Annotated in this window: 21 protein-coding genes; 4 read left to right on the forward strand and 17 right to left on the reverse strand. The window is 70.5% G+C overall.

Annotated features, from left to right (window positions below; translation table 11 throughout):
• Positions 1-2: 2 nt before the first annotated feature.
• The 6 genes from serA to OG510_RS10240 all read right to left on the reverse strand — a co-directional run bounded on the left by serA (position 3) and on the right by OG510_RS10240 (position 9710).
• Positions 3-1595 (reverse strand): phosphoglycerate dehydrogenase, encoded by a 1593-nt coding sequence (gene serA / locus OG510_RS10215; protein WP_406136468.1) that lies wholly within the window; start codon positions 1593-1595, stop codon positions 3-5.
• Between the two features lie 220 nt (positions 1596-1815).
• On the reverse strand, positions 1816-2817 hold the full coding sequence (ilvC, locus tag OG510_RS10220; RefSeq protein ID WP_164259138.1) for a ketol-acid reductoisomerase: 1002 nt from the start codon (positions 2815-2817) through the stop codon (positions 1816-1818).
• Positions 2818-2970: 153 nt separating this feature from the next.
• Positions 2971-3498 (reverse strand): acetolactate synthase small subunit, encoded by a 528-nt coding sequence (gene ilvN, locus OG510_RS10225; protein WP_164259146.1) that lies wholly within the window; start codon positions 3496-3498, stop codon positions 2971-2973.
• A gap of 20 nt (positions 3499-3518) precedes the next feature.
• The gene (locus OG510_RS10230; RefSeq protein ID WP_406136470.1) at positions 3519-5405 is read right to left on the reverse strand and encodes an acetolactate synthase large subunit; all 1887 of its coding nucleotides are present in this window, start codon (positions 5403-5405) and stop codon (positions 3519-3521) included.
• Between the two features lie 215 nt (positions 5406-5620).
• Positions 5621-8473, reverse strand: coding sequence for a putative bifunctional diguanylate cyclase/phosphodiesterase (locus tag OG510_RS10235; RefSeq protein ID WP_406136472.1), 2853 nt, complete (start codon positions 8471-8473; stop codon positions 5621-5623).
• Positions 8474-8771: 298 nt separating this feature from the next.
• The gene (locus tag OG510_RS10240; RefSeq protein WP_406136473.1) at positions 8772-9710 is read right to left on the reverse strand and encodes a 2-hydroxyacid dehydrogenase; all 939 of its coding nucleotides are present in this window, start codon (positions 9708-9710) and stop codon (positions 8772-8774) included.
• A 46-nt stretch (positions 9711-9756) separates the two neighbouring features.
• On the opposite strand from OG510_RS10240, the gene OG510_RS10245 reads away from it, so the two are divergent.
• The 3 genes from OG510_RS10245 (at position 9757) to OG510_RS10255 (ending at position 12400) form a co-directional block, all read left to right on the forward strand.
• Complete coding sequence (locus tag OG510_RS10245) at positions 9757-10749, forward strand: aldo/keto reductase (RefSeq protein WP_406136474.1); 993 nt, start codon at positions 9757-9759, stop codon at positions 10747-10749.
• A 59-nt stretch (positions 10750-10808) separates the two neighbouring features.
• On the forward strand, positions 10809-12020 hold the full coding sequence (locus OG510_RS10250) for a PQQ-dependent sugar dehydrogenase (protein WP_406136475.1): 1212 nt from the start codon (positions 10809-10811) through the stop codon (positions 12018-12020).
• 65 nt (positions 12021-12085) lie between these two features.
• Positions 12086-12400: a DUF6191 domain-containing protein gene (locus OG510_RS10255; RefSeq protein ID WP_406136477.1), complete on the forward strand. Its 315-nt coding sequence runs from the start codon at positions 12086-12088 to the stop codon at positions 12398-12400.
• On the opposite strand, the gene OG510_RS10260 is transcribed toward OG510_RS10255, so the two are convergent.
• The 8 genes from OG510_RS10260 to OG510_RS10295 form a co-directional block, all read right to left on the reverse strand.
• The gene (locus OG510_RS10260) at positions 12385-15483 is read right to left on the reverse strand and encodes an AAA family ATPase (protein ID WP_406142352.1); all 3099 of its coding nucleotides are present in this window, start codon (positions 15481-15483) and stop codon (positions 12385-12387) included. The genes OG510_RS10255 and OG510_RS10260 overlap by 16 nt on opposite strands.
• Positions 15484-15611: 128 nt before the next feature.
• Positions 15612-15785 carry a hypothetical protein gene (locus OG510_RS10265; protein WP_406136478.1) on the reverse strand — a complete coding sequence of 58 codons (174 nt, stop codon included), beginning with the start codon at positions 15783-15785 and terminating at the stop codon, positions 15612-15614.
• 267 nt (positions 15786-16052) lie between these two features.
• Positions 16053-16928: a deoxyribose-phosphate aldolase gene (locus OG510_RS10270; protein ID WP_406136479.1), complete on the reverse strand. Its 876-nt coding sequence runs from the start codon at positions 16926-16928 to the stop codon at positions 16053-16055.
• A gap of 39 nt (positions 16929-16967) precedes the next feature.
• Complete coding sequence (locus OG510_RS10275) at positions 16968-17828, reverse strand: TIM barrel protein (protein WP_406136480.1); 861 nt, start codon at positions 17826-17828, stop codon at positions 16968-16970.
• Positions 17825-17956 carry a hypothetical protein gene (locus OG510_RS10280; protein WP_406136481.1) on the reverse strand — a complete coding sequence of 44 codons (132 nt, stop codon included), beginning with the start codon at positions 17954-17956 and terminating at the stop codon, positions 17825-17827. Before OG510_RS10280 ends, OG510_RS10275 begins: the two co-directional genes overlap by 4 nt.
• A 295-nt stretch (positions 17957-18251) precedes the next feature.
• Positions 18252-18869: a hypothetical protein gene (locus OG510_RS10285; protein ID WP_406136483.1), complete on the reverse strand. Its 618-nt coding sequence runs from the start codon at positions 18867-18869 to the stop codon at positions 18252-18254.
• Positions 18870-18904: 35 nt separating this feature from the next.
• Complete coding sequence (locus OG510_RS10290) at positions 18905-19459, reverse strand: GNAT family N-acetyltransferase (RefSeq protein WP_406136485.1); 555 nt, start codon at positions 19457-19459, stop codon at positions 18905-18907.
• Positions 19437-21713, reverse strand: coding sequence for an MMPL family transporter (locus tag OG510_RS10295; protein ID WP_406136486.1), 2277 nt, complete (start codon positions 21711-21713; stop codon positions 19437-19439). The genes OG510_RS10290 and OG510_RS10295 overlap by 23 nt, the downstream gene beginning before the upstream one ends.
• Before the next feature lie 163 nt (positions 21714-21876).
• Between OG510_RS10295 and OG510_RS10300 the strand changes: the two genes are divergently transcribed.
• Positions 21877-22263, forward strand: a complete 387-nt coding sequence (locus tag OG510_RS10300; RefSeq protein WP_406136488.1) for an RNA-binding S4 domain-containing protein — start codon at positions 21877-21879, stop codon at positions 22261-22263.
• 95 nt (positions 22264-22358) lie between these two features.
• On the opposite strand, the gene OG510_RS10305 is transcribed toward OG510_RS10300, so the two are convergent.
• The 3 genes from OG510_RS10305 to OG510_RS10315 all read right to left on the reverse strand — a co-directional run bounded on the left by OG510_RS10305 (position 22359) and on the right by OG510_RS10315 (position 25534).
• A complete protein-coding gene (locus OG510_RS10305) occupies positions 22359-23615 on the reverse strand; it encodes an SLC13 family permease (protein ID WP_406142353.1) in 1257 nt (418 codons plus the stop codon).
• 160 nt (positions 23616-23775) lie between these two features.
• A complete protein-coding gene (gene gatB, locus OG510_RS10310) occupies positions 23776-25284 on the reverse strand; it encodes an Asp-tRNA(Asn)/Glu-tRNA(Gln) amidotransferase subunit GatB (RefSeq protein ID WP_406136490.1) in 1509 nt (502 codons plus the stop codon).
• A 16-nt stretch (positions 25285-25300) separates the two neighbouring features.
• On the reverse strand, positions 25301-25534 hold the full coding sequence (locus tag OG510_RS10315; protein WP_164259261.1) for a hypothetical protein: 234 nt from the start codon (positions 25532-25534) through the stop codon (positions 25301-25303).
• Positions 25535-25537: the final 3 nt, after the last annotated feature.

Below are 25537 nucleotides of genomic sequence, written 5' to 3' on the forward strand. Positions count from 1 at the left end.
GGTCAGTCGGTCAGGTCGACCGAACGGGCCGAGGCCGCACCGATCTCCTCGGAGATCTCGGCCAGCACGGCCGGCGGCACATTGTCGTCGACGGTCAGGACGACCAGCGCCTCGCCGCCCACGGCAGCCCGCGAGACCTGCATGCCCGCGATGTTCAGCCCTGCCTCGCCGAGGATCTTGCCGACGGCGCCGACCACACCCGGGCGGTCCGCGTAACGCAGCACGACCATGTGGTCGGAGAGCGCCACGTCCACGTCGTACTCACCGACGGCGACGATCTTCTGGAGGTTCTTCGGACCGGCCAGCGTGCCGGAGACCGAGACCTCCTCGCCGTCCGCGAGGGTTCCGCGGACGGTGACGACATTGCGGTGGTCGGGCGACTCGGAGCTGGTCGTCAGACGGACCTCGACGCCGCGCTCCTGCGCGAAGAGCGGAGCGTTGACGTAGCTGACGGTCTCGTCCACGACGTCCTCGAACACGCCCTTGAGCGCGGAGAGTTCGAGCACCTTGACGTCGTGCTGGGTGATCTCGCCGTACACCTCGACGTCGAGCCGGGCCGCGACCTCGCCCGCCAGCGCGGTGAAGATCCGGCCGAGCTTCTCCGCGAGCGGCAGCCCCGGACGCACGTCCTCGGCGATCACACCGCCCTGGACGTTGACCGCGTCGGGGACGAGCTCACCGGCGAGGGCCAGGCGGACGGACTTGGCGACCGCGACACCCGCCTTCTCCTGGGCCTCGTCCGTGGAGGCACCGAGGTGCGGGGTGCAGACGACCTGGTCGAACTGGAACAGCGGGGAGTCCGTGCAGGGCTCCTTCGAGTACACATCAAGACCGGCACCGGCGACGCGCCCCTCCTTGAGGGCCGAGGCGAGCGCCTCCTCGTCCACGATCCCGCCACGCGCGGCGTTGACGATCCGGACGTGCGGCTGCACCTTGTGCAGCGCCTCGTCGCCGATCAGGCCGATCGTCTCGGGGGTCTTCGGGAGGTGCACCGTGATGAAGTCGGCGACCTCGAGCAGCTCGTCGAGCGAGAGCAGCTTGACGCCCATCTGCGCGGCGCGCGCGGGCTGTACGTAGGGGTCGTAGGCGACGATCTTCATTCCGAAGGCCGACATGCGCTGCGCGACCAGGACGCCGATCCGGCCGAGGCCGACGACACCGAGGGTCTTCTCGCTCAGCTCGACGCCGGTGTACTTCGAGCGCTTCCACTCGCCGTTCTTGAGCGCGCTGTTGGCCTGCGGGATGTTGCGCGCGGTGGCGACCAGCAGACCGCAGGCGAGCTCGGCGGCGGTGACGATGTTGGAGGTCGGTGCGTTCACGACCATGACGCCGGCCTTGGTGGCGGCGGAGACGTCGACGTTGTCCAGGCCGACACCGGCGCGGGCGACGATCTTCAGCTTCTTGGCCGCGGCGACGGCCTCGGCGTCGACCTTGGTGGCCGAGCGCACCAGGATCGCGTCGACATCGGCGATGGCGGGCAGCAACTCCGCGCGGTCGGCGCCGTTGCAGTGCCGGACCTCGAAGTCGGGTCCCAGCGCGTCCACCGTGGCGGGCGACAGCTCTTCAGCGATGAGTACGACAGGTTTCGAGCTCACGTAGTCCTCACAAGTCCGTTGCGGAGGGCCGTCCCGACGGCCGCAGGCGGAGGGGCTGGGCGCGTGAAAGACGCACGACGCTGTGGGCCTGACGCGTATGTTCTGAGCAGTGTAGTGGCGTTGCGGCCCACATATTCCGCCAGTACGGAAGGATCACCCGTACGGGGTTGGCCACGGTGGGCAGGGGGCCGCCCGTGCGGACGGCCCCCTGCCTCAAGGCTTACGCCTCGTCGTTGTCGACCCAGCTCATGAGCTTGCGGAGCTCCTTGCCCGTGGTCTCCAGGAGGTGGTTCTCGTCGGCCTTCTTGTACTCGTTGTACTTCTTCAGACCGCCGTGGTACTCGTCCATCCAGTTCTTGGCGAACGTACCGTCCTGGATCTCACCGAGGATCTTCTTCATCTCGACCTTGGTCTGGTCGGTGATGATGCGCGGGCCGCTGACGTAGTCGCCCCACTCGGCGGTCTCCGAGATCGACCAGCGCATCTTCTCCAGACCGCCCTCGTACATGAGGTCCACGATCAGCTTCAGCTCGTGGAGGCACTCGAAGTACGCGATCTCCGGCTGGTAACCGGCCTCGGTCAGCGTCTCGAAGCCCGCCTTGACCAGCGCCGCGGTACCACCGCAGAGCACAGCCTGCTCACCGAACAGGTCGGTCTCGGTCTCCTCGGTGAACGTCGTCTTGATGACGCCGGCGCGGGTGCCGCCGATGCCCTTCGCGTACGAGAGCGCCAGCGCCAGGCCCTTGCCCGAGGCGTCCTGCTCGACGGCCACGATGCACGGAACGCCGCGGCCCTCCTCGTACTGACGGCGGACCAGGTGACCCGGGCCCTTCGGGGCGACCATGCAGACGTCGACACCGGCCGGCGGCTTGATGAAGTCGAAGCGGATGTTCAGACCGTGGCCGAAGAACAGCGCGTCGCCGTCCTTCAGGTTGTCCTTGATGGACTCCTCGTAGACCTGGGCCTGGATCGGGTCCGGGACGAGGATCATGATGACGTCGGCCTCGGCGGACGCCTCGGCGGGGGTCACCACGCGCAGGCCCTGCTCCTCGGCCTTGGCCTTGGACTTGGAGCCCTCGTGCAGACCGACACGGACGTCGACACCCGAGTCACGCAGCGACAGCGCGTGGGCGTGGCCCTGGCTGCCGTATCCGATGACTGCGACCTTGCGGCCCTGGATGATCGACAGGTCGGCATCGTCGTCGTAGAAAAGCTCGGCCACTGGGATATCTCCTTGGTGTGCAGGTGTTACGGCCCACCGTACGGCGGGCGGGGAAGGGAAGGTTCACGGGTCTCGCCATACGAGCGGCCGGGCACCGCGTGATCCGCGGGAACGCGCGGTGCCCACCGGCTCGGACGGCCCCCCGAAGACCGCTCAGGCGCTGCGTTCGAGCGCCCGCAGGCTGCGGTCGGTGATGGAGCGCGCGCCTCGGCCTATGGCGATGGACCCGGACTGGACGAGCTCCTTGATGCCGTACGGCTCCAGCATCTTCAGCATCGCGTCCAGCTTGTCGGTCCCGCCGGTGGCCTCGATGGTCACGGCCTCCGGTGAGACGTCCACGGTCTTGGCGCGGAACAGCTGGACGATCTCGACGATCTGGGAGCGGGTCTCGTTGTCGGCGCGGACCTTCACCAGGACGAGCTCGCGCTGGATCGCAGCGCCGGGCTCGAGTTCGACGATCTTCAGGACGTTGACCAGCTTGTTGAGCTGCTTCGTCACCTGCTCCAGCGGCAGGTCTTCGACACTCACCACAATGGTGATGCGGGAGATGTCGGGGTGTTCGGTGACGCCCACGGCGAGCGAGTCGATATTGAAGCCGCGGCGGGAGAACAGGGCGGCGATCCGGGCGAGGATGCCCGGCGTGTTCTCGACCAGGACGGAGAGCGTGTGCTTGGTGGACATGTCGTCGGTCTCTCTCTGTCTCAGTTCTCTTCGCTGTCGCCGAAGTCGGGGCGGACGCCGCGAGCGGCCATGACCTCGTCGTTGGAGGTACCGGCGGCCACCATCGGCCACACCATCGCGTCCTCGTGGACGATGAAGTCGACCACGACCGGGCGGTCGTTGATCGCGTTCGCCTCGGCAATGACCTTGTCCAGGTCCTCCGGACGCTCGCAGCGCAGCGCGACACAGCCCATGGCCTCGGACAGCTTCACGAAGTCCGGGATCCGGGTGCCGCCGCTGGCCTTGCCGTCCGTCGCGACGCCGTCGGCCCCGGGACCGGAGTGCAGCACCGTGTTGGAGTAGCGCTGGTTGTAGAAGAGGGTCTGCCACTGGCGGACCATCCCGAGCGCACCGTTGTTGATGATCGCGACCTTGATCGGGATGTTGTTGAGCGCGCAGGTGGTCAGTTCCTGATTGGTCATCTGGAAGCAGCCGTCACCGTCGATCGCCCAGACCATCCGGTCGGGCATACCGGCCTTGGCGCCCATCGCGGCCGGGACCGCGTAGCCCATCGTGCCGGCGCCGCCCGAGTTCAGCCAGGTCGCCGGGTGCTCGTAGTTGATGAAGTGCGAGGCCCACATCTGGTGCTGGCCCACGCCCGCCGCGAAGATCGCGTCCCCTTCGGCGGCCTGGCCGATGCGCTCGATGACCTGCTGCGGCGAGAGGCTGCCGTCCGTCGGCAGGTCGTAGCCCAGCGGATAGGTGTCGCGCCAGCGGTTCAGGTCCGTCCACCAGTCCGCGTACCGCTTCTGCGCGGCGGGGCCCATGGTGCCTTCGGTGTGCTCGGCCTGGACGGCCTGGACCAGATCGGCGATGACCTCGCGGGCGTCCCCGACGATCGGCACGTCCACCAGGCGGTTCTTGCCGATCTCGGCGGGGTCGACGTCCGCGTGGATGACCTTGGCGTCCGGGGCGAAGCTGTCCAGCTTGCCGGTGACCCGGTCGTCGAAGCGGGTGCCGAGCGCGATCAGCAGGTCGGACTTCTGCAGTGCGGTCACCGCGGTCACCGCACCGTGCATCCCGGGCATGCCCACGTGCTGCGGGTGGCTGTCGGGGAACGCGCCGAGCGCCATCAGCGTGGTGGTGACCGGTGCCCCGGTCAGCTCGGCGAGCACCTTGAGCTCCGCGGTGGCGTGTGCCTTGATGACACCGCCGCCGACGTACAGCACCGGGCGCTTGGCCTGGGCGATCAGCCGGGCGGCCTCCCGGATCTGCTTGGCGTGCGGCTTGGTGACCGGCCGGTAGCCGGGCAGTTCCTGCTGCGGCGGCCAGGAGAAGGTGGTCTGCGCCTGCAGCGCGTCCTTGGCGATGTCCACCAGCACCGGGCCCGGGCGCCCGGTCGAGGCCACGTGGAACGCCTCGGCGATCACCCGCGGGATGTCGGCCGCGTCGGTGACCAGCCAGTTGTGCTTGGTGATCGGCATCGTGATGCCGCAGATGTCCGCCTCCTGGAAGGCGTCCGTACCGATGGAGGCGGCGGCCACCTGACCGGTGATCGCGACCAGCGGCACCGAGTCCATGTGCGCGTCGGCGATCGGCGTGACCAGATTGGTGGCACCCGGCCCCGACGTGGCCATGCACACCCCGACCTTCCCGGTGGCCTGTGCGTAACCGGTGGCCGCGTGGCCCGCGCCCTGCTCGTGCCGGACCAGAATGTGACGCACCCGGGTCGAGTCCATCATCGGGTCGTACGCCGGGAGGATCGCACCGCCAGGAATGCCGAATACCGTATCGGCCCCGACTTCCTCAAGAGAACGGATGAGGGACTGCGCGCCCGTGACGTGCTCGACGGTGGTGGACGACGGTCCGCCGTTACGGGCCCGCGGCTGCGGGTGGTGGGCCCCGGTGGCCTGCTCGGTCATCGGCATTCTCTTCTCGAAGCTGAGGGTTTTTGCGGGGATTTTCGCGGTTTTCGGGTGGTGCTGGTGCAACAAAAAACCCCCCGTGCCGTGAGGCAAGCGAGGGGAGCGCGTCGGGGCGTTGAGCGGAGCTGGTGAGGAGCTCTGCTTCAGCCGACGCGCTTTCCAAGTACGAGAATTCGGGTGGTCATGGCACTGACCTTCCTCCCGGCCCCCGGTGACTGTCAAGTGGGTGGGACTGACGTCTCATTATTTGAACCGGCGAAGGAGCGCGTACCGAGCAGTACGGGCCTGGCCGCGCTCCCCGGCAGCGGGAAGCGTGAACGGCTCAGCGAGCGGCGCAGCCGGTACTCGTCGAGCGGCCCGGAGAACGCCATGCCCTGTCCGTGCGTACACCCCATCGCGCGCAGCGCGCTCACCTGTTCGGGTAAGTCGACCCCGTCCGCGACCGACTGCATACCCAGATCGCAGGCGATACGCAGCAGCCCACTGGTGATTTTATGCAGCCGCGCCGATTCCACGACGCCCTCGACGAGTCCGCGGTCCAGTTTGAGTACGTCGACGGGCAGCCGCCGCAGGGCGTTTATCGCGGCATAGCCCCGGCCGAATCCGTCCAGGGCGATCCGCACGCCGTGCCTGCGCAGGACCATCAGCCGACGCTCCAGCTCCTCGAAGGCGATCCGCGGGTCGCTGTCGGCGATCTCGATGACCAGGGCGCCCGAGGGCAGCCCGTGCCGGGCGAGGAGCGCCTCGATGGAGCCCAGCGGCATGGACCTGTCCAGCAGCCTGCGGGCGGAGAGGCGCACGGCCACCGGCACCTGGTGTCCGGCGCCCCCACGGTCGGCTGCCTGCTCGACGGCTTCTTCGAGCAGCCAGCGGCCGAGCTCGCCGGTCCGGGCGCCCTCGGCCATGTCCCCGCTCTCCTGGACCTGGAGGAACTCGGCCGGGGTGAAAAGGATGCCCTGTGTGGAGCGCCAGCGGGCCTGGGCGGCGACCGCGGCGATCCGGCCGGTCGTGAGGTTCACCACCGGCTGGTGCAGCAGGGCGAACTCCCCGTCGTGCAGCGCGGTACGGAGCCGGGCGGTCAGCTCGGACCGGCGGACGACCTCGGCCTGCATCTGAGGCGCGTACAGCTCGACCCGGTTCTTGCCGCCGGCCTTGGCCCGGTACATGGCGAGGTCGGCGTTGCGCATCAGATCGGTCGGGGTGATGGCCGACTCGGCGAAGGCGACCCCGATGGAGGCCGCGACCCGCACCTCGCTGCCCTCGATCCGGTACGGCTCGGAGAGCCGCAGCCGCAGCCGGTCGGCGATCTCGTGGACCTGGCACTCACGGGCGGGCTGGTCCTGGCCGCCGTTCCCTATGATCAGGGCCGCGAACTCGTCGCCACCGAGCCTGGCCGCCGTGTCCGCGGCCCGGACCGATTCCTGGAGGCGGCGGGCCGCCTGGATCAGCAGCTCGTCCCCGGCCTGGTGGCCGATGGTGTCGTTCACCGCCTTGAAGCCGTCCAGGTCGATGAAGAGCACCGCGGTGCCGTGGTCCGTCGCCCTGCGCCCGACCAGGGCCTTGCGGACCCGGTCGGTGAAGAGAGCGCGGTTGGGCAGATCGGTGAGCGGGTCGTGCTCGGCGTTGTGCTGCAACTGGGCCTGGAGCCTGACCCGTTCGGTCACGTCCCTGCTGTTGAAGATCAGGCCGCCCTGGTGGCGGTTGACCGTGGACTCGACATTGAGCCAGTCGCCGGTGCCTGATCTGAAGCGGCACTCGATCCGGGTGGTGGGTTCGGTGGCGGGTGAGGCGGCCAGGAACCGCCGTACCTCGTGGACGACGCGCCCCAGATCCTCGGAGTGGATGAGGGAGGCGAGCTCCGAACCGATGAGCTCTTCGGCGTCCCGTCCGTAGACACCGGCGGCCGCGGGGCTGACGTAGCGCAGGATGCCGGTGGGTGCGGCGATCATGATGACGTCGCTCGACCCTTGCACCAGGGACCGGAAGTGGTTCTCCTTCTGGGCCAGTTCATGGGTGAGCGCGATGTTGTCGACGAGCATGATGCCCTGCCGTACGACCAGGGCGAGCACGACCGTACAGCCCGTGAAGACGACCACCCGGTCCACTCTGCGGCCGTCGATCACGTTGTCGAGGATGCCGAGGGTGCAGACGGCGGCGGCGAGATACGGCGTGAGCGCGGCGAGCGAGCCCGCGATCGGGCGGCTGGGCCGGCCGACGTGACGGATCCCGCGCGGCGCGGGCACCGGGTCGGCGCCGGTGAATCCGGTGGCCCCCAGCCGTGCGGCCCAGGGCGCGTACGCCAGGAGCAGCGAGCCCGCGAACCACCCCGCGTCCAGCAGCTGGCCCGAGTGGTAGCTCGCACGCAGCAGGGGCGAGGTGAACAGGGCGTCGGACAGGACGGTCAGGGCGAGCCCGGCGATGGCGGTGTTGATCGCCGAACGGTTGGCGTTGGACCTGCGGAAGTGCAGGGCGAGCACCATGGACACCAGCACGATGTCGAGGAGCGGATAGGCGAGCGAGAGGGCCGCGTGGGCCACGCTCTCGTGCCTGCCTTCCAGCCGTGCGGTGTGTGCGAGGGCGAGGCTCCAGGAGAGCGTCAGCAGCGAGCCGCCGATGAGCCAGGCGTCCAGCGCCAGGCAGACCCAGCCGGCCCTGGTGACGGGTCGCTTGGCGAGCACCAGGAGCCCCACGATGGCGGGCGGGGCGAAGCAGAGGAAGAAGAGATCGGCGAGGGAGGGGCTGGGCACCGGGACCCGCAGCACGACCTCGTACCAGCCCCATACCGCGTTTCCGCAGGAGGCCATCGCGGAGGAGACCGAGAAGAGCAGCCAGGCGGGCCGAAACCTGATCTCCCTGGTACGCGCGTAGAAGAAGCAGGAGACCGCGGCCAGGGCCGCGGCGAAGCTGAGGCCGAAGTCACCCATCACGAGAGCCAGTTGCTCGGAGCCCCAGTCGAAGGCCGAGCCGACCGCGTATCCCCCGCACACGACGGCGAGAAGGAGCTGGGAGAGCAGGCCCCCCGGACCGCCGGAGACCGGCCGCCGGGCGAGCAGCGCTCCCGACACACTCACCGCTCCTCCCCCGGAGCCGCCGGCCGCGGCATCGCCCCGCGGGCACCGGATCTGCACACGGGGGGCCGCCGGAAACGCCGTCGATGGCCCCGCCGCGTCAGCTGGTTCGTCCATTGGCCGTGCATCGCCCGTCGCCCCCTCGGTTTCTGTACGCTCCCCCGCACCGTGACCTTGCACGGCGGAGCCCCCAACCGGACGATACACCAGTACGGTCACTCAGGGACATAGCATCTCTACGCTCCGTTACGAGCAGGAGAGTTGTGGACACACAGCGCATTCAAATGCCTGCAGAACGTGCCTATTCGGTCGTCAGGACGACATTGTCGAGTGGCTCGTCCGCAGCGAACCGGGTCAGCTGCGAGGCCAGCAGCCGCTTGGCGCGCGGCATGAACGCCGAGGTGGGGCCGCCCGCGTGGGGGCTGATGAGGCAGCCGGGCGCATGCCACAGCGGGTGCCCGGCGGGCAGCGGTTCGGGGTCGGTGACGTCGAGGGCCGCGTGCAGCCGCTCCGACTCCAGCTCGGCGAGGAGCGCCTTGGTGTCGACGACCGGGCCCCGCGCCACGTTCACCAGCAACGCACCGTCCTTCATCGCCGCCAGGAACTCCGCGCCGGCCAGTCCCCTGGTCTGCTCGGTGAGCGGTGTGGAGAGGACGACGACGTCCGCTTCGGGGAGCAGTTCGGGCAGATCGGTGAATGCGTGCACTCGACCGCGCTCCGTAGTGCGAGAGGAGCGCGCGACGCGCGCCACCCGCGCACACTCGAAGGGAACGAGCCGGTCCTCGATGGCAGCGCCGATCGACCCGTAGCCGACGATCAGTACGGTCTTGTCGGCGAGCGCCGGGCGGAAACCGGACTGCCACTCCTCACGCTGCTGACCGCGCACGAAGTCGGGTATGCCGCGCAGCGACGCCAGGATCAGGGTGAGGGCGAGTTCGGCGGTCGACGCCTCGTGCACGCCGCGTGCGTTGCAGAGCCGGACGCCCGCGTGGAGCCCGTCAAGTCCCGGACGTACGTGGTCGACACCGGCCGAGAGTGTCTGCACGACGCGCAGATTCGTCATCGCGCCGAGCGGGCGCAGGGCGACGTCCATGCCCTGCATGTAGGGGACCACGTAGTAGGCGCAGTCCGCGGGATCGGCCGGGTAGTCGGGGCCGCCGTTCCAGAAGCGGTAACGGAGGCCGCCGGGCAGCCCGTCGATCTTGTCGGGCGGGAAGGGGAGCCACACATCAGCAGTCATGACCTGGAGGTTAGTTTGAGGGGCGGAAGAGGGAGGACGCGGCCAAGTGGAGCGCAGGACAATCGGGGCGGCAGCGCTCGAAGTGGGCGCCATCGGGCTCGGCTGCATGCCGATGAGCTGGGCTTACACCGGATCTCAGCAGCGCGGGGACCGTTCGTCGCGTACCGTGCACGCCGCACTCGACGCCGGTTCGACCCTGCTCGACACAGCCGATATGTACGGTCCCTTCACCAATGAACTGCTGCTGGGGCGGATCCTGAAGGAGCGAAGGGCCGATGCCTTTCTCTCCACCAAGTGTGGCCTCCTGGCGGGCGAACAGCACATCGTGGCCAACGGCAGGCCGGGGTACATACGCCGGGCGTGCGACGCCTCGCTGCGGCGGCTGCAGACCGATGTGATCGACCTCTACCAGCTGCACAGGGCCGACCCCGAGGTGCCGGTCGAGGAGACCTGGGGGGCGATGGCCGAACTGGTCGCTGCGGGGAAGGTGCGGGCGCTCGGGTTCTGCGCGGTGGGCGCCCGCGCCTCCAGGCGCTCCGGCGCGCGCCTGCATGACGCGACGGTCGGGCAACTGGACCGGGTGCAGCAGGTGTTCCCGGTGAGCGCGGTACAGGCCGAGCTCTCCGTCTGGTCCCGTGACGCCCTCGATTCGCTGCTGCCGTGGTGCGAGTCCCGCGGGGTCGGCTTTCTGGCGGCGATGCCCCTGGGGAACGGTTTCCTCACGGGCACGCTCACCCCGGGGCAGGGCTTCGAGCCGGACGATGTGCGGGCCAGGCATCCGCGGTTCACGGCCGAGATGATGGCGGCGAACCAGCCGGTGGTGGCGGGGCTGCGGCGGGTCGCGGAGCGGCACGGGGCGACGCCGGCCCAGGTGGCGCTGGCGTGGGTGCTGCGGCAGGGGCCGCATGTGGTGCCGGTGCCGGGCACCAAGCAGGAGCGGTGGGCGGTGGAGAACGCCCGCGCCGCGGAAGTGGTGCCGACGGCGGAGGATCTCGGGGAAATCGCGGCGCTGCCGCCCGCACGGGGTTCCTGGGACTGAGCCGTCCTGGATCGTGTACTGCCGGGCGTGAACGGGAACCGGCGGCGGACCTGCGGTGTATGAACAGTAGCTGTGCCGTCGTCGAAGGGATCGGAACCGTGCAACGTCCAACTGCGCAACGTCCAGCTGTGACAGCCGTGTTGGCCTCGGCCCTGTTGTTGTCGGCCGTGGGGTGCTCGTCCGGGGACGGCGGCAGCCCCCTCGGCACGGCCCGCGCCCCCGGGCCGCACACGGCCGCGTCCGCCTCGCCCTCTCCTTCCCGGTCCGTGCCACCGGCCGAGGGGGCGGTGAAGGTCGTCTCGACGCTCACCACGGGCCTCGATTCGCCGTGGGGGGTGGCGGTGCTCCCGGAGGGGGACCTGCTGGTCTCCTCACGCGACCGGGGGACGATCACCAAGGTCGACGCGGATACCGGCCGGAAGACCGTGCTCGGGAAGGTCGCGGGGGTCGCGCCGGCGGGTGAGGGCGGGCTGCTGGGGATAGCTGTCTCCCCTTCGTACGCCTCCGACCACCTGGTCTACGCGTACTTCAGCACCACGTCCGACAACCGCATCGCCCGCATGTTCTACGACGAGAAGCAGCCGCCAGGGCAGCAGCTGGGGGCACCGGACACCGTGTTCAAGGGCATCCCGAAGGGGACCCTGCACAATGGCGGCCGGATCGCGTTCGGGCCGGACAAGATGCTCTACGCGGGCACGGGGGAAACGGGCGACCGGGGCCTGGCGCAGGACAAGAAGTCACTGGGCGGCAAGATCCTCCGGATGACACCGGACGGTCAGCCGGTCCACGGGGACCCCTGGGCGGACTCCGTCGTCTACTCCTACGGCCACCGCAATGTGCAGGGGCTGGCCTGGGACAAGGACGGGCGGCTGTGGGCCGGCGAATTCGGCCAGGACACCTGGGACGAGCTGAACCTGATCGGCCCCGGCAAGAACTACGGCTGGCCCGAGGTGGAGGGCAAGGCGAAGAAACCGGGCTTCACCGACCCGGTGGAGCAGTGGAAACCGGCGGATTCCTCACCCAGCGGGATCGCCTTTGCCGAGGGATCCATATGGATGGCTTCCCTGCGAGGTGAGCGGCTGTGGCGGATCCCGCTCGACGGGGCCGAACCGTCCGCTCAGCCGCAAGCCTTCCTGCAGGGCAAGTACGGGCGGCTGCGCACAGTGGTCTCGGCGGGCGGCGACAGGCTGTGGCTGGTCACCAGCAACACCGATTCCCGGGGCAGGCCCAAGGCCGGGGACGACCGGATCCTTCAGCTGGAGGTGAAGTAGCGAGGGTTACGCTGGGGTGGGCTCACCGCACGGGAGCCGAGCCGGGGCTCGTCACAGGGGGTCTGATGTTCAACCTGATAGAGCAGCTCTTCGCACCCGGACGCAAACACACCGAGGACGAGAACAAGCGGCTGGAGCTGTCCCGCGTCGACCTCAACGACGGCGATCCGGGCCGCGGCCCGATAGATCTGGACTCGGGCACAGTCATCATCCGGTCCCAGGATCAGAGCCCGCACCAAGAGCAGAGGGATCAAGGCCGGAAGGGTCAAGGCCAAGAGGACCAGGCCCGGGACCGGGGCCAAGGCAAGGGCCGGGGCCAAGACCGGGGCCAGGGCAAGGGCAGGGACCAGGGCCAGGACCGGGCTCAGACAGCCTCCTGAACGACGGCTTCGGGAGTCTCCGCGGCCCCGGAGACATACCCCGCCGCGTCGGTGAAGAGATGCAGCCGGTGGGCCAGCGCGGCCGCCTCGCCCCGGCCGGTGACACCGAGCTTGGCCAGGATATTGGAGACATGCACGCTCGCCGTCTTGGGGGCGATGAACAGCGTCTCGGCTATCTGGCGGTTGGTGCGGCCCGCGGCGACCAGGCGCAGGACGTCCTGCTCACGGCTGGTGAGGCCGAAGTCGTCGACCGGGCTGCGTACGTCTTCCGGTGCGGTGGCGCGGTGGTGCCCCGTGGTTTCCGTGAGCGGGAGCCGGGCGCGCTGCGCGAGTAGCCGGATCTCCTCGGCGAGCGGCCGGGCGCCCAGCCGGTCGGCCGTGGCGAGGGCGGCGCGGAGCAGCTCCGCCGCGTGTTCCCGGTCCGCGCCGTGTGCGAGCAGGGCGGCCGCCCAGTGCCGGTGTACCTGCGCCAGCTCGTAGGGGCGTTCCAGCGGCTCCAGCGCGTCGGCGGCGGCGTTCCAGTGCTCGGGCAGATCGAGGCCGTCGGCTCGGGCCAGCTCGGCGCTGACATGGAGGGCGTAGGCATGCCAGAGCGGTACGGGGGTGGCCATCCGCTTGGCCACCGAGCGGATGAGGGTCAGGGCCTGTGTGCGGCCCGGTTCGGCGGCCGGCAGGCCGCGGGTGTCGGCCTCGGCGGTGGCGGCCGCCAGTATCAGGGGCCAGCCGTAGCGCTGGGTACCGGGAGGGAAACCGGCTTCCACGGCCCCGGCGAGGACCTCACGGGCCTCGTCCAGTCTGCCGCGGGCGGCCAGGGTCGCCAGGCTGAGCCTGGCCAGGGGGATGGAGTGCTGGGGCATGGGGTCATGGGTGCCGAAGTGGGCATGGGCGGAGGCGAGGTGTCCGGCCGCCTCGTCCTGCTCCCCGCGGAGCAGCGCCATATCGACAAGCCGCAGGCAGACGTTCCCCAGGGGCTTGGCGCTCTGCCCGCACCGGAGGACCCATTGAGCGCAGGCCGACGCCTCGTCCCAGCGGCCCAGGGCGAAGAGCGAGTCGGTCATATTGCCGCGGACCCACGCCTCGTGGTCCCGCAGGGCGTACTTGCCCGCGAGGGCGGTCCCGGCGGCCCCCACGTCGACCGCCTCGGCGGAGCGGCCGATGGCCTCCAGGTGCGACATCAGATTGGTGTGCGCACGGCAGGCGTCGGCGACCAGGCCGAGTTCGGCCGTGCGCTCGAGGGCGGCCCGCATGGTGGTCAGCCCGGTATCGATGTCGCCGGAGTCGATCAGGAGGCCGCCGAGGGTAAGGCGGGCGCTCAGCTCGATCTCCTCCGCGCCCACCAGCCGGGCGTAGTCCACGGCGCATTCGGCCGCCAGCAGGCTGTCGGGCCCCGGTTCATGGAGCATCGCCCAGCCCGCGGCGGTGGCGAGCACCTGGGCGTGGACTGCCGACGGCGGCAGCCCGCGTACCAGCTCCTGGGCGGTGGCGATCTCGCGCCAGCCGTTGCCCCGGGCCAGGCTCTGCTCCAGCTTGGCCCGCTCGGTCCAGAACCACGCGGCGCGCAGTGCGTCGTCGGCGCCACCGTCGATGAGGCGCAGGGCCTTCTTGGCGATCTTCAGGGACCGTTCGCGCTCACCGCAGCAGCGCGCCGCCACCACCGCTTCGGCGAGCAGGTCGAGATAGCGCAGCGCGGGAGGCCCGACCTGGCCTGTCGTGCATCCGCCGGCCGGGTAGGCATCGGCGGAATCCATTGGCCGCAGCGCATCACGCACCTCGGCCGGGGCACTGTCCCAGACCTCCATCGCCCGCTCCAGGAGCCGCAGTTGCTCGGAGTAGGCATGGCGCCGGCGTGCCTCGGCCGACGCCAGCAGCACGGCGGGCAGGGTCTTCGCCGCGTCATGCGCGTAGTACCAGTAACCGGCCAGCCGCGTGGTGCGCGCGTCGGCCCGTACGAGCGAGGGGTCGGCCTCCAGGGCTTCCGCGCAGCGGCGGTTGATACGGGAGCGCTCGCCCGGCAGCAGATCGTCACTGACGGCCTCGCGCACCAGCGAGTGGCGGAAGCGGTAGCCGGCGCCGTCCGGCGCCGCGATCAGGATGTTGGCCCCGACCGCGGTCCGCAGCGCCTCGATCAGCTCGTCCTCGGAGAGCCGGGTCACGGCGGCGAGAAGGGGGTACTCGACGGTCGAGCCGCCCTCGGCTGCGAACCGGACGACGCGCTGGGCGTGGTCGGACAGTGCCTCGACCCGGACCAGCAGGAGATCGCGCAGTGAGTCGCTGATCCCGGAGACCGAACAGGTGCCGCTGCAGACGGCAAGCTCCTCGACGAAGAAGGCGTTGCCGTCGGAGCGGGCGAAGATCTCGTCGGCCAGTGCGGCCTCCGGCTCGGCGGCGAGGATACCGGCCAGTTGGAGGCGCACCTCGGACCGGGTGAAACGGGCCAGCTCGATCCGGCGGACGGTGCGCAGCCGGTCCAGTTCGGCCAGGAGGGGCCGCAGCGGGTGGCGCCGGTGGATGTCGTCGGCGCGGTAGGTGGCGACGACCACGAGGCGGCCCCTGCTCAGGGTCCGGAAGAGATAGGCGAGGAGATGGCGCGTCGACGCGTCGGCCCAGTGCAGATCCTCCAGGACCAGCACCACCGTACGGTCGGCGGCTATCCGCTCGAGGAGCCGGGACGTCAGCTCGAAGAGCCGGGCCGTGCCGTCCTCGTGGTGCGCCTGGCGGCTGGTGTCGCCCAGTTCGGGCAGGAGCCTGGCCAGTTCGCCCTCCTGGCCCTCGACCGCCGCGTCGGTCTCGTCGGGAAGCTGACGGCGCAGCGCGCGCAGCGCGGTCGAGAACGGGGCGTACGGCAGGCCGTCGGCGCCGATCTCGACACAGCCGCCGACGGTGACGACGGCACCCGCGCGGCCGGCCGTCTCGATGAACTCCTCGACGAGCCGGGTCTTGCCGACACCGGCCTCCCCGCCGATGAGCAGCGCCTGCGGCTCCCCTCCGATGGCACGGGAGAGCGCTTCTCCGAGGGTGGCCAACTCTTCGGCTCGGCCGACGAACACGGGGCTGACTGAGGTGGACTCCACAGCGCCGAGCATCGCACAGCGGTCCGACAGCGCGGCACCCGATTTACGGGCGCCGCCTGCCGGTGCGGCTTCCCCCGCCCCACTGCCTGCCTCTGCCGCTGCCCCTGCCTCGCTGCTCGTACGCGGCTTGGCGCCGTTCATCAGGCAGCGCGGACGAACCGGTCGCGGAGCGATCTCACCGCCCCCCGCGTATCGTGCCGCCCGGAACGGCGGGCGGCCCTGCGGGCCCTGAGTGCCTGGCCGGAGAGCCGCCCGGCCTCTGCCCTGCGGGCGAGTTCGGCGGCGTGGGCCTTCTGGAGATCGAGCTGGATCATCGTGTTCTCCCCTGTGACGGAAGCCGGTCGCGGCTTCCTGCGGTCCCTCCACCTTGGTCTCCCAGGGGGGTCCGCCACATGGGGCGAGTGCCATATCCTCAGGGCCGAGAGGGACTTAGCCCACGGCCATGACGCCTTACCCGGAGCCGACGGCCAGTTGGTCACGTCGACTCCGTACTCACTTCGCGGCCGTACTCACTTCATTGCCGTACTCACTTCACTGTCGGCGTACTCACTTCCCTGCTGCCGCAGTCGCTTCGGCTCCCCTCACAGCAGACCGACGGCGGTGTCCACCGCGCCGGCCACGTCGTCGCCGGGCGGATACAGCAGTGCCCGGCCCGCCACCAGCCCTCGTACCGTGGGCAGTCGCAGTGCCTCCTGCCAGGCGGCGTAGGTCTCCTGCGGGGTTCCGGCCGGATCGCCGCCCAGCAGTAGCGCGGGAAGGGTGGACGCTTCCATGACCCGCTGCATGTCGGGCACGACCGGTACCTTCAGCCACGAGTAGGCGGAGGTGCGGCCCAGGCCCTGCGCGACCGCCATCGCCCGGATCATCGCCTCCGGCCGCAGATCGTTGACGGTCCTGCCGTCGGAGAGGCGGCGCACCCAGAACGGCTCGATCATCGCCATCAGCCGGCGGGACGCCAGTTCCGACACGGCTTCGGCGCAGCCGCTGAGTGTGCTCACCGATGCGGGGTCGGTGGGGTCGATGCGCAGGAGCATCTTGCCCGCGTTGAAGCCCATCGCGTCGATGGCCTGCGCGTCGTAGGCGGTGAACCGGTCGTCGATCTCGAACGCGGTGCCCGGGATGCCACCGCGGTTCATCGAGCCGATGACGACCTTCCCCTCCAGGGCGCCGAGCAGCAGCAGATCCTCCAGCACATCCGGGGTTCCGAGCACGCCGTCCACGCCGGGCCGGTCCAGGGCGGTCATCAGCCGGTCCAGCAGATCCGCCCGGTTGGCCATGGCGTCCGCCCGGCCGCCGACGCTCAGCCCACCGCGCGCGGGGTGGTCGGCGGCGACCAGCATCAGCCGGCCGCGGTCGCCGAGCAGCGAGCAGCGCTGCCTGCCGCGTGCGGCGTCGAGCACCGCCTCGGGGTGGCGCGCCCTGGTCTCGATGAGGGACCGCAGGGCCGCGTCACGCATGCTGGACCGCCCCGGCCGGGTGGTGCTCGGCCACGCCGGTCATCGGGCGAGCCGGGACAGATAGTCCAGACTGGTCCGCACATCGGTCAACGGGCCCTGGCCCGCGGGTGGTTCCCCGTCCAGTACGGTGTCCTGCTCCAGCACGTACCAGCCCGCGTAGCCGGACGTGCTCAGGGCGTCCACGATGCCTTCGATGTCCACGTCACCCGCCCCGAGAGGGCGGTACATCCCCTCGCGCACCGCGTCGGTGTAGGCCGTCCGCCCGGACCGCACCCGCCGGGCCAGACCGGCGTCCACGTCCTTGAGATGGACGTGCGCGACCCGCTCCGGCGCCCGGCGGGCGATCCCGGCGGGATCTGCGCCGCCGACGAGCATGTGTCCGGTGTCCAGACAGAGCGGGACCCCGCACCCGTCCAGCACCCGGTCGATCTCGTCGGGGCCCTCCACCATGGTGCCGACGTGCGAGTGCAGCACCGTCTCCACCCCGGCCCGCGCGGCACGGCTGACGATCCGGTCGAGATTGGCCAGCAAGGTGCGCCAGCCGTCGCCGTCCAGGTGCGGCTTCGAGTCGTATCCGTCCGCGCCGGTGGCCGCGGCGACGACCAGGGTGCGGGCGTCCCCGAATCCGTTCAGCGCCCGCTCCACGCCGGGGAGCGGGTCGTGGCCGCTCTCGTGCAGTACGGCGGGCACGAAGCCACCGACCGCGGAGAGCTGATGCCCCGCCAGCAGTGCGGCACGCTCCGCGGGGTCGGCCGGGAGGAACCCTTCGGGCCCGAACTCCGTTGCTGTCAGGCCCGCTTCCCGCATCTCGTCCAGCACCCGGGAGGCGGACATCTGGTGTCCCCAGCCCGGCACTTCGCACACCCCCCACGAGATGGGGGCGCCGGCCACCCTCATCATGCGGCCGCCTTCTCCCATGCCGCCACCTCCTCGGTGCGCACGAGGGCGCCGGACAGGACGGGAAGACCGGCGAGCGTACCGGCGCGGAAGACGCCGATCCGGCCGGTACCGATAGCTGCGATTCGCATGTGCGGCACACCTTCCGTGCTGGGGTCACGGTGGCCCGTGAGTTCACTCCTGCTTCCGTTGTCCGGTCAAGAGTCTGTGCTGTCATCACGGGATACGCCCGGTGCGTGGCGCGTCATATTACGAGGAAGTACTGCCCCAGGGTGATCTCTGCCGGCTGTCAGCTGTCGGCTGATGGAGCGGCCGGGCCGAACCAGCTGTGAACCGGCCGGGCCCCGTAACGACCTGATGCCCGACGAACGGCGGCCTGCCACACCGGCAGGTCCACCGTTCATCGGGCACCAGGTCGCTCAGGTCCTACTGGGTCGGGGCGGGCGCGGTGGCCGGAGCGGTCGGCAGCGCGGCGAACAGGTCGAAGTACATACCGACGGCGACGATCAGGCCGATGACGGCGACACCGACGGCGCCCCAGGCCACGGCACGGACCCAGACCGCCTGCGGGCGGACGGGCGAGCTGAAGAAGGGGCGGGCCAGTACGAGGGCGCCGACGACCAGCGCCAGCAGCGCGAAGACGCCGTTGACGAGGGCGGTGGTGTGCCAGGAGTCGGCGTAGACCTCGTGGATCTGCTGGGAGGCGCTGGCGCTCTGGGAGAGCTTCAGCTGGCCGGTCAGGGTCTCGCGCTCGGAGAGCACCTTGCCCATCCAGCTGCCGGAGAGCCCGACGAAGCCCAGCGCGGCGGCGACGACGGCCGCCGCGCCCGTGCCGATCCCGGAGCGGGCGGCAGCGGGGCTGCCGCCGGCCAGTTCGGCCTCCGCGGCTTCTTCCTCGGCTGCGGCTTCCGCCGTGGCGTCGTCCGCGTCGATGTCGGTGTCCGTGTCCTCAGCGGTCGCCTCCGCCGCGGCCTCATCGGCCTCGGCGTCCTGCACCTTGGCGGCGGAGTCGTCGGTCGTGTCGGTCTTGGTGGTGGCGTTCATACGGCGCACGCTAGGGGTGCTTTCTGAGAGTCGGCTTAATGCTCTCTGTGTGTCTTCCACTCGTCGGCCAGGACCGACCAGACCTCGGTGTCGTGCCGGGTTCCCCGATGGGGATGGTTCTGCCGCAGTACGCCTTCGCGCACCATTCCCAGCCGCTTCGCGACGTTGATGCTGCCGGTGTTCTCCGGGTCGACATGCCACTCGACGCGGTGCATACCGCGCTCGTCCACCGCCCAGTCGATCAGCAGCCGGGCGGCGCGTGTGACCAGCCCACGGCCCGCCGCTGCGGGCTCCAGCCAGCAGCCGACCTCGCAGCAGCCGGTCGCGGCGTTGAAGTGCGGGAACAGCACCCCTCCCACCAGCGTGCCGTCCAGCCGGATGCCGAAGATCCGGCCGGTGTCCGCCGCCTGCCTGTCCGCGTACGACTGGAGGAACGCACGCGCCTCGGCGAGATCCTCGGCCGCGTCGGCGAGCCCGATGTACTGGCCGATGAACTCGCGCCCCCGGTCGATGTGGGCCAGATAGTCCCCGGCCTGCCAAGGCTCCAGGAGCCCCAGCTCCGCTCCGTCACCGAGCGATATCGCGAACATGCTCCTCCTCGAGCTGGTCCAACGGCCCCAGCTTCTCCAACTGCTTCATCTGCTTGATCTGCTTCATCACGGGTGTGCGCTCCGGCTCCACCACAGGTGTGCGCTTCGGAGGGATTTTCGCACGGGCTCCCGGGGCGGGCGCCTCGATGCTGATGCGGGGCAGCCGCCGGTCCAGCCAGCCGGGCAGCCACCAGTTCGCCCGGCCCAGCAGGTGCATCAGCGCGGGGACCAGGAGCGTACGGAGCACGAAGGCGTCGAGCGCGACAGCCGCGGCGAGTGCGATCCCGAACATCGCGATGACCCGGTCGCCGCTGAGGACGAAGGCGAGGAAGACCGAGATCATGATGACGGCCGCCGAGTTGATCACACGGCTGGTCTCGGCGAGGCCCACCCGGACGGCCCGCCGGTTGTCGCCGGTCTCGCGCCACTCCTCGTACATCCGGCTGACCAGGAACACCTGGTAGTCCATGGAGAGCCCGAAGAGCACCGAGACCATGATCACCGGCAGGAAGGGCTCGATCGGTCCCGCGCTGCCCAGCCCGAGCGGCTCGCTCCCCCAGCCCCACTGGAAGACCGCGACGACGACGCCGAAGGCGGACGCCACCGCGGCCACGTTCATCACGGCGGCCTTCAGCGGAATACCGATCGAGCGGAACGCCAGCAGCAGGAGCAGACAGCCGAGCGCGATGACCACACCGACGAACAGCGGCAGTTTGCCGATGATCACCTCGGCGAAGTCGTCGTAGCTCGCGGTGACACCGCCGACCTCGACGGCGAGCGAGGTCCGGTTCTCGGCCCGGGGCAGGACCTCCGTACGCAGCCGGTCGACGAGGTCGCTGGTCTTCTGCGACTGCGGGGCCGAGTCGGGGACGACCGTCACGAAGGCCGTGTCGCCGCTGCCGTTGTAGCTGACCGGGCTCACGGACGCGACACCCTCGGTCGTACGCAGCCGGGCCGGCAGCTCGTCCAGCGCCACCCGGTCTCCCGCCCCGTCCAGCTTCGCGACCAGGGTGAGCGGGCCGTTGGCGCCCGGCCCGAACCCCTCGCCGATCAGGTCGTACGCCTTGCGGGTGGTCGAGCCCGCCGGGCTGTTGCCCTGGTCGGATGTGCCCAGATGGAGGCCGAGGGTCGGCAGCGCGAGGACCAGCATCACCGCGGCCGCGAGTGCGCCGAGCGCTCTGGGGTGCCGCTCCACGAAGGCCGACCAGCGGGCGGCGAAGCCGGTGGGCGGGTCGGGCTGCGGGCCGCGCTCGGCGAGCCGTCGCCGTTCACGGCGGCTCAGCGCCCGCATGCCGATGTACGAGAGGAGTGCCGGCAGCAGCGTCACCGAGGCGACCACGGTCAGGACGACCGTGAGGGAGGCCGCGATGGCGACGCCGTTGAGGAAGTCCAGCCGCAGGATGAGCATGCCGAGCAGGGCGATACAGACGGTCGCCCCGGCGAAGACGACCGCGCGGCCGGTCGTGCTCACCGCGTGGGTCACCGCGTCCGCGACGGGCAGGCCGCGGCGCAGCGCCTTGCGGTGTCTGGTCACGATGAACAGCGCGTAGTCGATACCGACGCCGAGCCCTATCAGCATCCCGAGCATCGGCGCGAAGTCGGCCACGGTCATCACATGGCCGAGCAGTTCGATGCCCGCGTACGCGGTGCCGACACTGACGAGGGCGGTGGCGATGGGCAGCAGGCTCGCGGCGAAGGCGCCGAAGGCGAGGAAGAGCACCACAGCGGCGACGGCGACCCCGATGGCCTCGCTGAGATGGACCCCGGTGGTCTGGGTGAGCGCGATGGCGCTGCCGCCCAGTTCGACCTGGAGTCCGTCGGCCTCGGCCGCCTTCGCGGTGTCGACCACGGTCCGTACCTGCGGCTCGGGGATCTCGTCGGACTGCGCGGCGAAGGTGAACACGGCGTAGGCGGTGTGTCCGTCGGCGCTGATGCGCGGCGCCCCGACGGAGGAGATCCCGGGGAGGTCGTCGATCTTGTTGAGGGTCTGCGACATCCGCTGCTCGACGCCCGAAGCGCGGACGCTGCCGTGCGCGGTGTGCCAGACGATGGTGTCGCTGTCGCCGCCCTGGCCGTGGAACCCCTGGTCGAGCAGGGCGGTGGCCCGCCCGGACTCCGTACCCGGCACTTCGTAGTCGTTGGAGTACGCGGACCCGGCGAAGCCCGCGGCCGCTGCGGTTCCGCCGAGGGCCAGGAGCCAGAGCAGAACAGTCGGAAGGCGGTGCCTGATGCACCATCGCGCGATGGCTGCCAACGGACTGCTCCCTCGGGGTCGACCTGCGTGGTTCATCAGTCTTTATCCGGAATAGACCGTAAAGAGCGCAGCCCTTTGGCGCATCACTCTGGCATCGAAACGTGATCTTTTGACTGTTTCGTGGGGTTAGTCACAAGGGTGCGCTCGGCCGTAAAGTCGGGGTATGGCTGCTGAAGAGGGGACCGTACGGCTCGACACCTGGATCTGGTCGGTGCGGCTCACCAAGACACGCGCGCAGGCGGCCGCCGCCTGCCGGGCCGGTCATGCCCGACTCAACGGCGAGCGCGTCAAGCCGGCCCACGCGGTGCAGGCGGGCGACGAGGTGCGGCTGTTCCACGCGGGACGCGAGCGGATCGTCGAGGTGTCACGGCTGGTGCGCAAGCGGGTGGGGCCGCCGGTCGCTGCCGAGTGCTATGTGGACAACAGCCCGCCGCCCCCGCCCCGGGAGGCCGTGCTCGACATCCCGGTCCGTGACCGTGGCACGGGACGGCCGACGAAGCGCGACCGGCGGGAACTGGAGCAGCTGCGCGGCGACATCGGGCTGCGCTGACCGGCGCCCGCGCCGCCTGTCCGGAGGCGATACCTCCGCCTGCGCACAGGCGGGCGGCGCGCTGACTCGCCTCCGCACAGGCCGACGGCGCCGACTCACGCTCCGACGACCCGCAGGGCCCCCCACAGTGCGACGGTCGACACGGCCAGCGTCGCCGGTACGGTCAGCAGGCCGAGCCGGGAGAAGGTGCCGAGCCTGGGGTCCTGTCCGTAGTCGTTCATGATGCGGCGCCACAGCAGGGTCGCCAGCGAGCCGACGTACGTCAGGTTCGGGCCGAGGTTCACACCGATCAGCGCGGCGAGCACCGGCCCGGGTCCCGCGGGGCCGACGACCGGCAGCAGCGCCAGGATCGCCGGCAGGTTGTTGATGGCGTTGGACAGGACCGCGGCGACCCCGGCCACCGCCAGGAGCGCGGGCAGTTCGGTGCCACCCGGCAGCAACTTGCCGATCCCGTCGCCGAGTCCGTTGTCGACGACCGCCCGCACGACGACTCCGAGAGCGAGCACGAACAGGCAGAAGAACGGGTTGGCGTCGCGCACCAGCCCCATGACGGCGGTCCGCCTGCGGCGCAGCGCGCGGACGCCGAGGACCAGGACACCGGCGAGCGCGGCCCAGACGGGTTCGGCACCCGCGAAGGACGTGACCACGAAGCCGACGAGCGTCAGAGCGACCACGACCACCGTGAACACCGGCATCTCGGCCCGCTCCGCCTCGTCGGGCATGTGCGCGGGCGCGGCCAGGTCGGCGGCGAAGAACCTACGGAAGACGGCGTATTCGACCGCCACGGCCGCCAGCCACGGCACGGCCATCAGACCGGCGAACCGGGTGAAGGTCAGACCGCTCGCGGAGAACGCCAGCAGATTGGTCAGATTGGAGACAGGCAGCAGCAGGGACCCGGAGTTGGCGAGGTGCGCGCAGGCGTAGACGTGCGGCCGGGGCCTGGCGCCGACCCGTGCGGCTGTCGCGAAGACCACCGGGGTGAGCAGGACGACGGTGGCGTCCAGGCTGAGCACGGCGGTCACCACGGCGGCGACCACGAAGACCCCGCCGAGCAGCCGCACCGGCCGTCCGCCGCAGACCCGCGCCACCCAGTCGCCCGCGGCGTCGAACAATCCGTCGTCGGCGCAGAGCTGGGAGAGGACGAGCACGGCGGCGAGGAAGGCCACCACGGGCAGCAGGGTGCGCGTCTGGTCCCACGCCTCGGACGGCGAGACCGCGCCCAGCAGCACCACAAGTGCCGCCGCGGGCACGGCGGCTGCCGCTTCCGGCCGGCCCTGCGGACGGGTGACGGCGAAGGCGAGTACGCCGAGGAGCAGCGCTACGGAGAGGATCTCGGCGGGGACGGTGTTCAGGGCGTGCTCCGTGGGGGAAGCGGGCCGGGGCCGCGCCCCGGACCACCGTGTCCTGCGGCGCCGGGGGGAGATGAGCGCAGGCCGGGCCTGCGGTCACTTCCCCCCGGCACCTGTGGAACAGGTTCCGGTGCGCGGCCCCGTGCGACCGTGCGTGGGCGGGTCAGCCTTCGACGCCGAGCTTCTCCAGGATCAGCTCGCGGACGCGCGCGGCGTCCGCCTGGCCCCGGGTGGCCTTCATGACCGCGCCGACGAGCGCACCGGCTGCCGCGAACTTGCCGCTGCGGATCTTGTCCGCGATGGCGGCGTTCCCCGCGATGGCCTCGTCCACGGCGGCGCCGAGCGCGCCGTCGTCGGAGACGACCTTCAGACCGCGCTTCTCGACGACCTCGTCGGGGCCGCCCTCACCGGCGAGCACCCCGTCGATGACCTGGCGGGCCAGCTTGTCGTTGAGGTCACCGGCCGCGACGAGCTCCGCGACCCGGGCGACCTGCTCGGGCGTGATGGGCAGCGCGGCGAGTTCGCGGCCGGTCTCGTTGGCGTTACGGGCCAGCTCGCCCATCCACCACTTGCGGGCCTGGTCGGACGGGGCGCCCGCGCCGATGGTGGCCAGGATCGGGCCGAGCGCACCGGCGTTGAGGATCGACTGCATGTCGAACTCGGTGACGCCCCACTCCTCGCGCAGCCGGTTGCGGCGTACGCGCGGCAGCTCGGGCAGTGCGGAGCGCAGCTCCTCGACCCAGTCGCGCGCGGGCGCGACGGGGACCAGGTCGGGCTCCGGGAAGTACCGGTAGTCCTCGGCGTTGTCCTTGATGCGGCCGGCCGTGGTGGAGCCGTCCTCCTCGTGGAAGTGCCGGGTCTCCTGCACGATCGATCCGCCGGAGGTGAGCACCGCGGCGTGCCGCTGAATCTCGTAACGCGCGGCGCGTTCGACCGAGCGCAGCGAGTTGACGTTCTTGGTCTCGGAGCGCGTACCGAGCTTCTCGACGCCGTGCAGCCGCAGCGACAGGTTGACGTCGCAGCGCATCTGGCCCATCTCCATCCGGGCCTCGGAGACGCCCAGCGCCTTGATCAGCTCGCGCAGCTCGGCGACGTACGCCTTGGCGACCTCGGGGGCACGCTCGCCCGCTCCCTCGATCGGCTTGGTGACGATCTCGATGAGCGGGATGCCCGCGCGGTTGTAGTCGAGCAGCGAGTGCGACGCGCCGTGGATCCGCCCGGTGGCACCGCCGACGTGCAGCGACTTCCCGGTGTCCTCCTCCATGTGGGCGCGCTCGATCTGCACCCGGAAGGTCTCGCCGTCCTCCAGCTGGACGTCCAGATAGCCGTCGAAGGCGATCGGCTCGTCGTACTGCGAGGTCTGGAAGTTCTTCGGCATGTCCGGATAGAAGTAGTTCTTCCGGGCGAAGCGGCACCACTCGGCGATCTCGCAGTTCAGCGCGAGACCGATCTTGATGGCCGACTCGACGCCGATCGCGTTGACGACCGGGAGCGAGCCGGGCAGGCCCAGGCAGGTGGGGCAGGTCTGCGAGTTGGGCTCGGCCCCCAGCTCGGTGGAGCAGCCGCAGAACATCTTGGTCCTGGTGCCGAGCTCGACATGGACCTCCAGGCCCATGACGGGGTCGTACGTCGCGAGGGCTTCCTCGTACGACGCAAGTTCAGTGACGGTCACGATGAGACTTTCCCTCTCAGCCCAGCAGTACGTCGTCGTCGCCGAGGCGCTTCAGTTCGCGGTAGAGGATCGCCAGTCCGGTGACGATCGCCGCAGCCGAGATGGCGGCGTCCACGAGCCTGAGCGTGTCGTTCTCCTGGCGGGCCAGCTTGGCCTGCTTGGCGACGCTGAGCGCACCGAAAGCGGTGGAACCCAGGGACACGTAGACGCCGGTCTTGGACTTCTTGAAGTTCTTGGCCTTCTTGGTCATGGC

The organism is Streptomyces sp. NBC_01089, from assembly GCF_045162975.1.
In the GTDB taxonomy this organism is placed as follows: domain Bacteria; phylum Actinomycetota; class Actinomycetes; order Streptomycetales; family Streptomycetaceae; genus Streptomyces.

Bases quoted from the DNA above. Each gene is read 5' to 3' on its own strand.
- OG510_RS10315 (WP_164259261.1), bottom strand. From the start codon at position 25,534: ATGACCAAGAAGGCCAAGAACTTCAAGAAGTCCAAGACCGGCGTCTAC.
- OG510_RS10240 (WP_406136473.1), bottom strand. From the start codon at position 9,710: ATGACTGCTGATGTGTGGCTCCCCTTCCCGCCCGACAAGATCGACGGG.
- OG510_RS10270 (WP_406136479.1), bottom strand. From the start codon at position 16,928: ATGCGTGACGCGGCCCTGCGGTCCCTCATCGAGACCAGGGCGCGCCAC.
- OG510_RS10265 (WP_406136478.1), bottom strand. From the start codon at position 15,785: ATGATCCAGCTCGATCTCCAGAAGGCCCACGCCGCCGAACTCGCCCGC.
- OG510_RS10300 (WP_406136488.1), top strand. From the start codon at position 21,877: ATGGCTGCTGAAGAGGGGACCGTACGGCTCGACACCTGGATCTGGTCG.
- OG510_RS10285 (WP_406136483.1), bottom strand. From the start codon at position 18,869: ATGAACGCCACCACCAAGACCGACACGACCGACGACTCCGCCGCCAAG.
- OG510_RS10280 (WP_406136481.1), bottom strand. From the start codon at position 17,956: ATGCGAATCGCAGCTATCGGTACCGGCCGGATCGGCGTCTTCCGCGCC.
- ilvN (WP_164259146.1), bottom strand. From the start codon at position 3,498: ATGTCCACCAAGCACACGCTCTCCGTCCTGGTCGAGAACACGCCGGGC.
- OG510_RS10290 (WP_406136485.1), bottom strand. From the start codon at position 19,459: ATGTTCGCGATATCGCTCGGTGACGGAGCGGAGCTGGGGCTCCTGGAG.
- OG510_RS10260 (WP_406142352.1), bottom strand. From the start codon at position 15,483: ATGCTCGGCGCTGTGGAGTCCACCTCAGTCAGCCCCGTGTTCGTCGGC.
- OG510_RS10230 (WP_406136470.1), bottom strand. From the start codon at position 5,405: ATGCCGATGACCGAGCAGGCCACCGGGGCCCACCACCCGCAGCCGCGG.
- OG510_RS10250 (WP_406136475.1), top strand. From the start codon at position 10,809: ATGAACAGTAGCTGTGCCGTCGTCGAAGGGATCGGAACCGTGCAACGT.
- OG510_RS10275 (WP_406136480.1), bottom strand. From the start codon at position 17,828: ATGATGAGGGTGGCCGGCGCCCCCATCTCGTGGGGGGTGTGCGAAGTG.
- OG510_RS10255 (WP_406136477.1), top strand. From the start codon at position 12,086: ATGTTCAACCTGATAGAGCAGCTCTTCGCACCCGGACGCAAACACACC.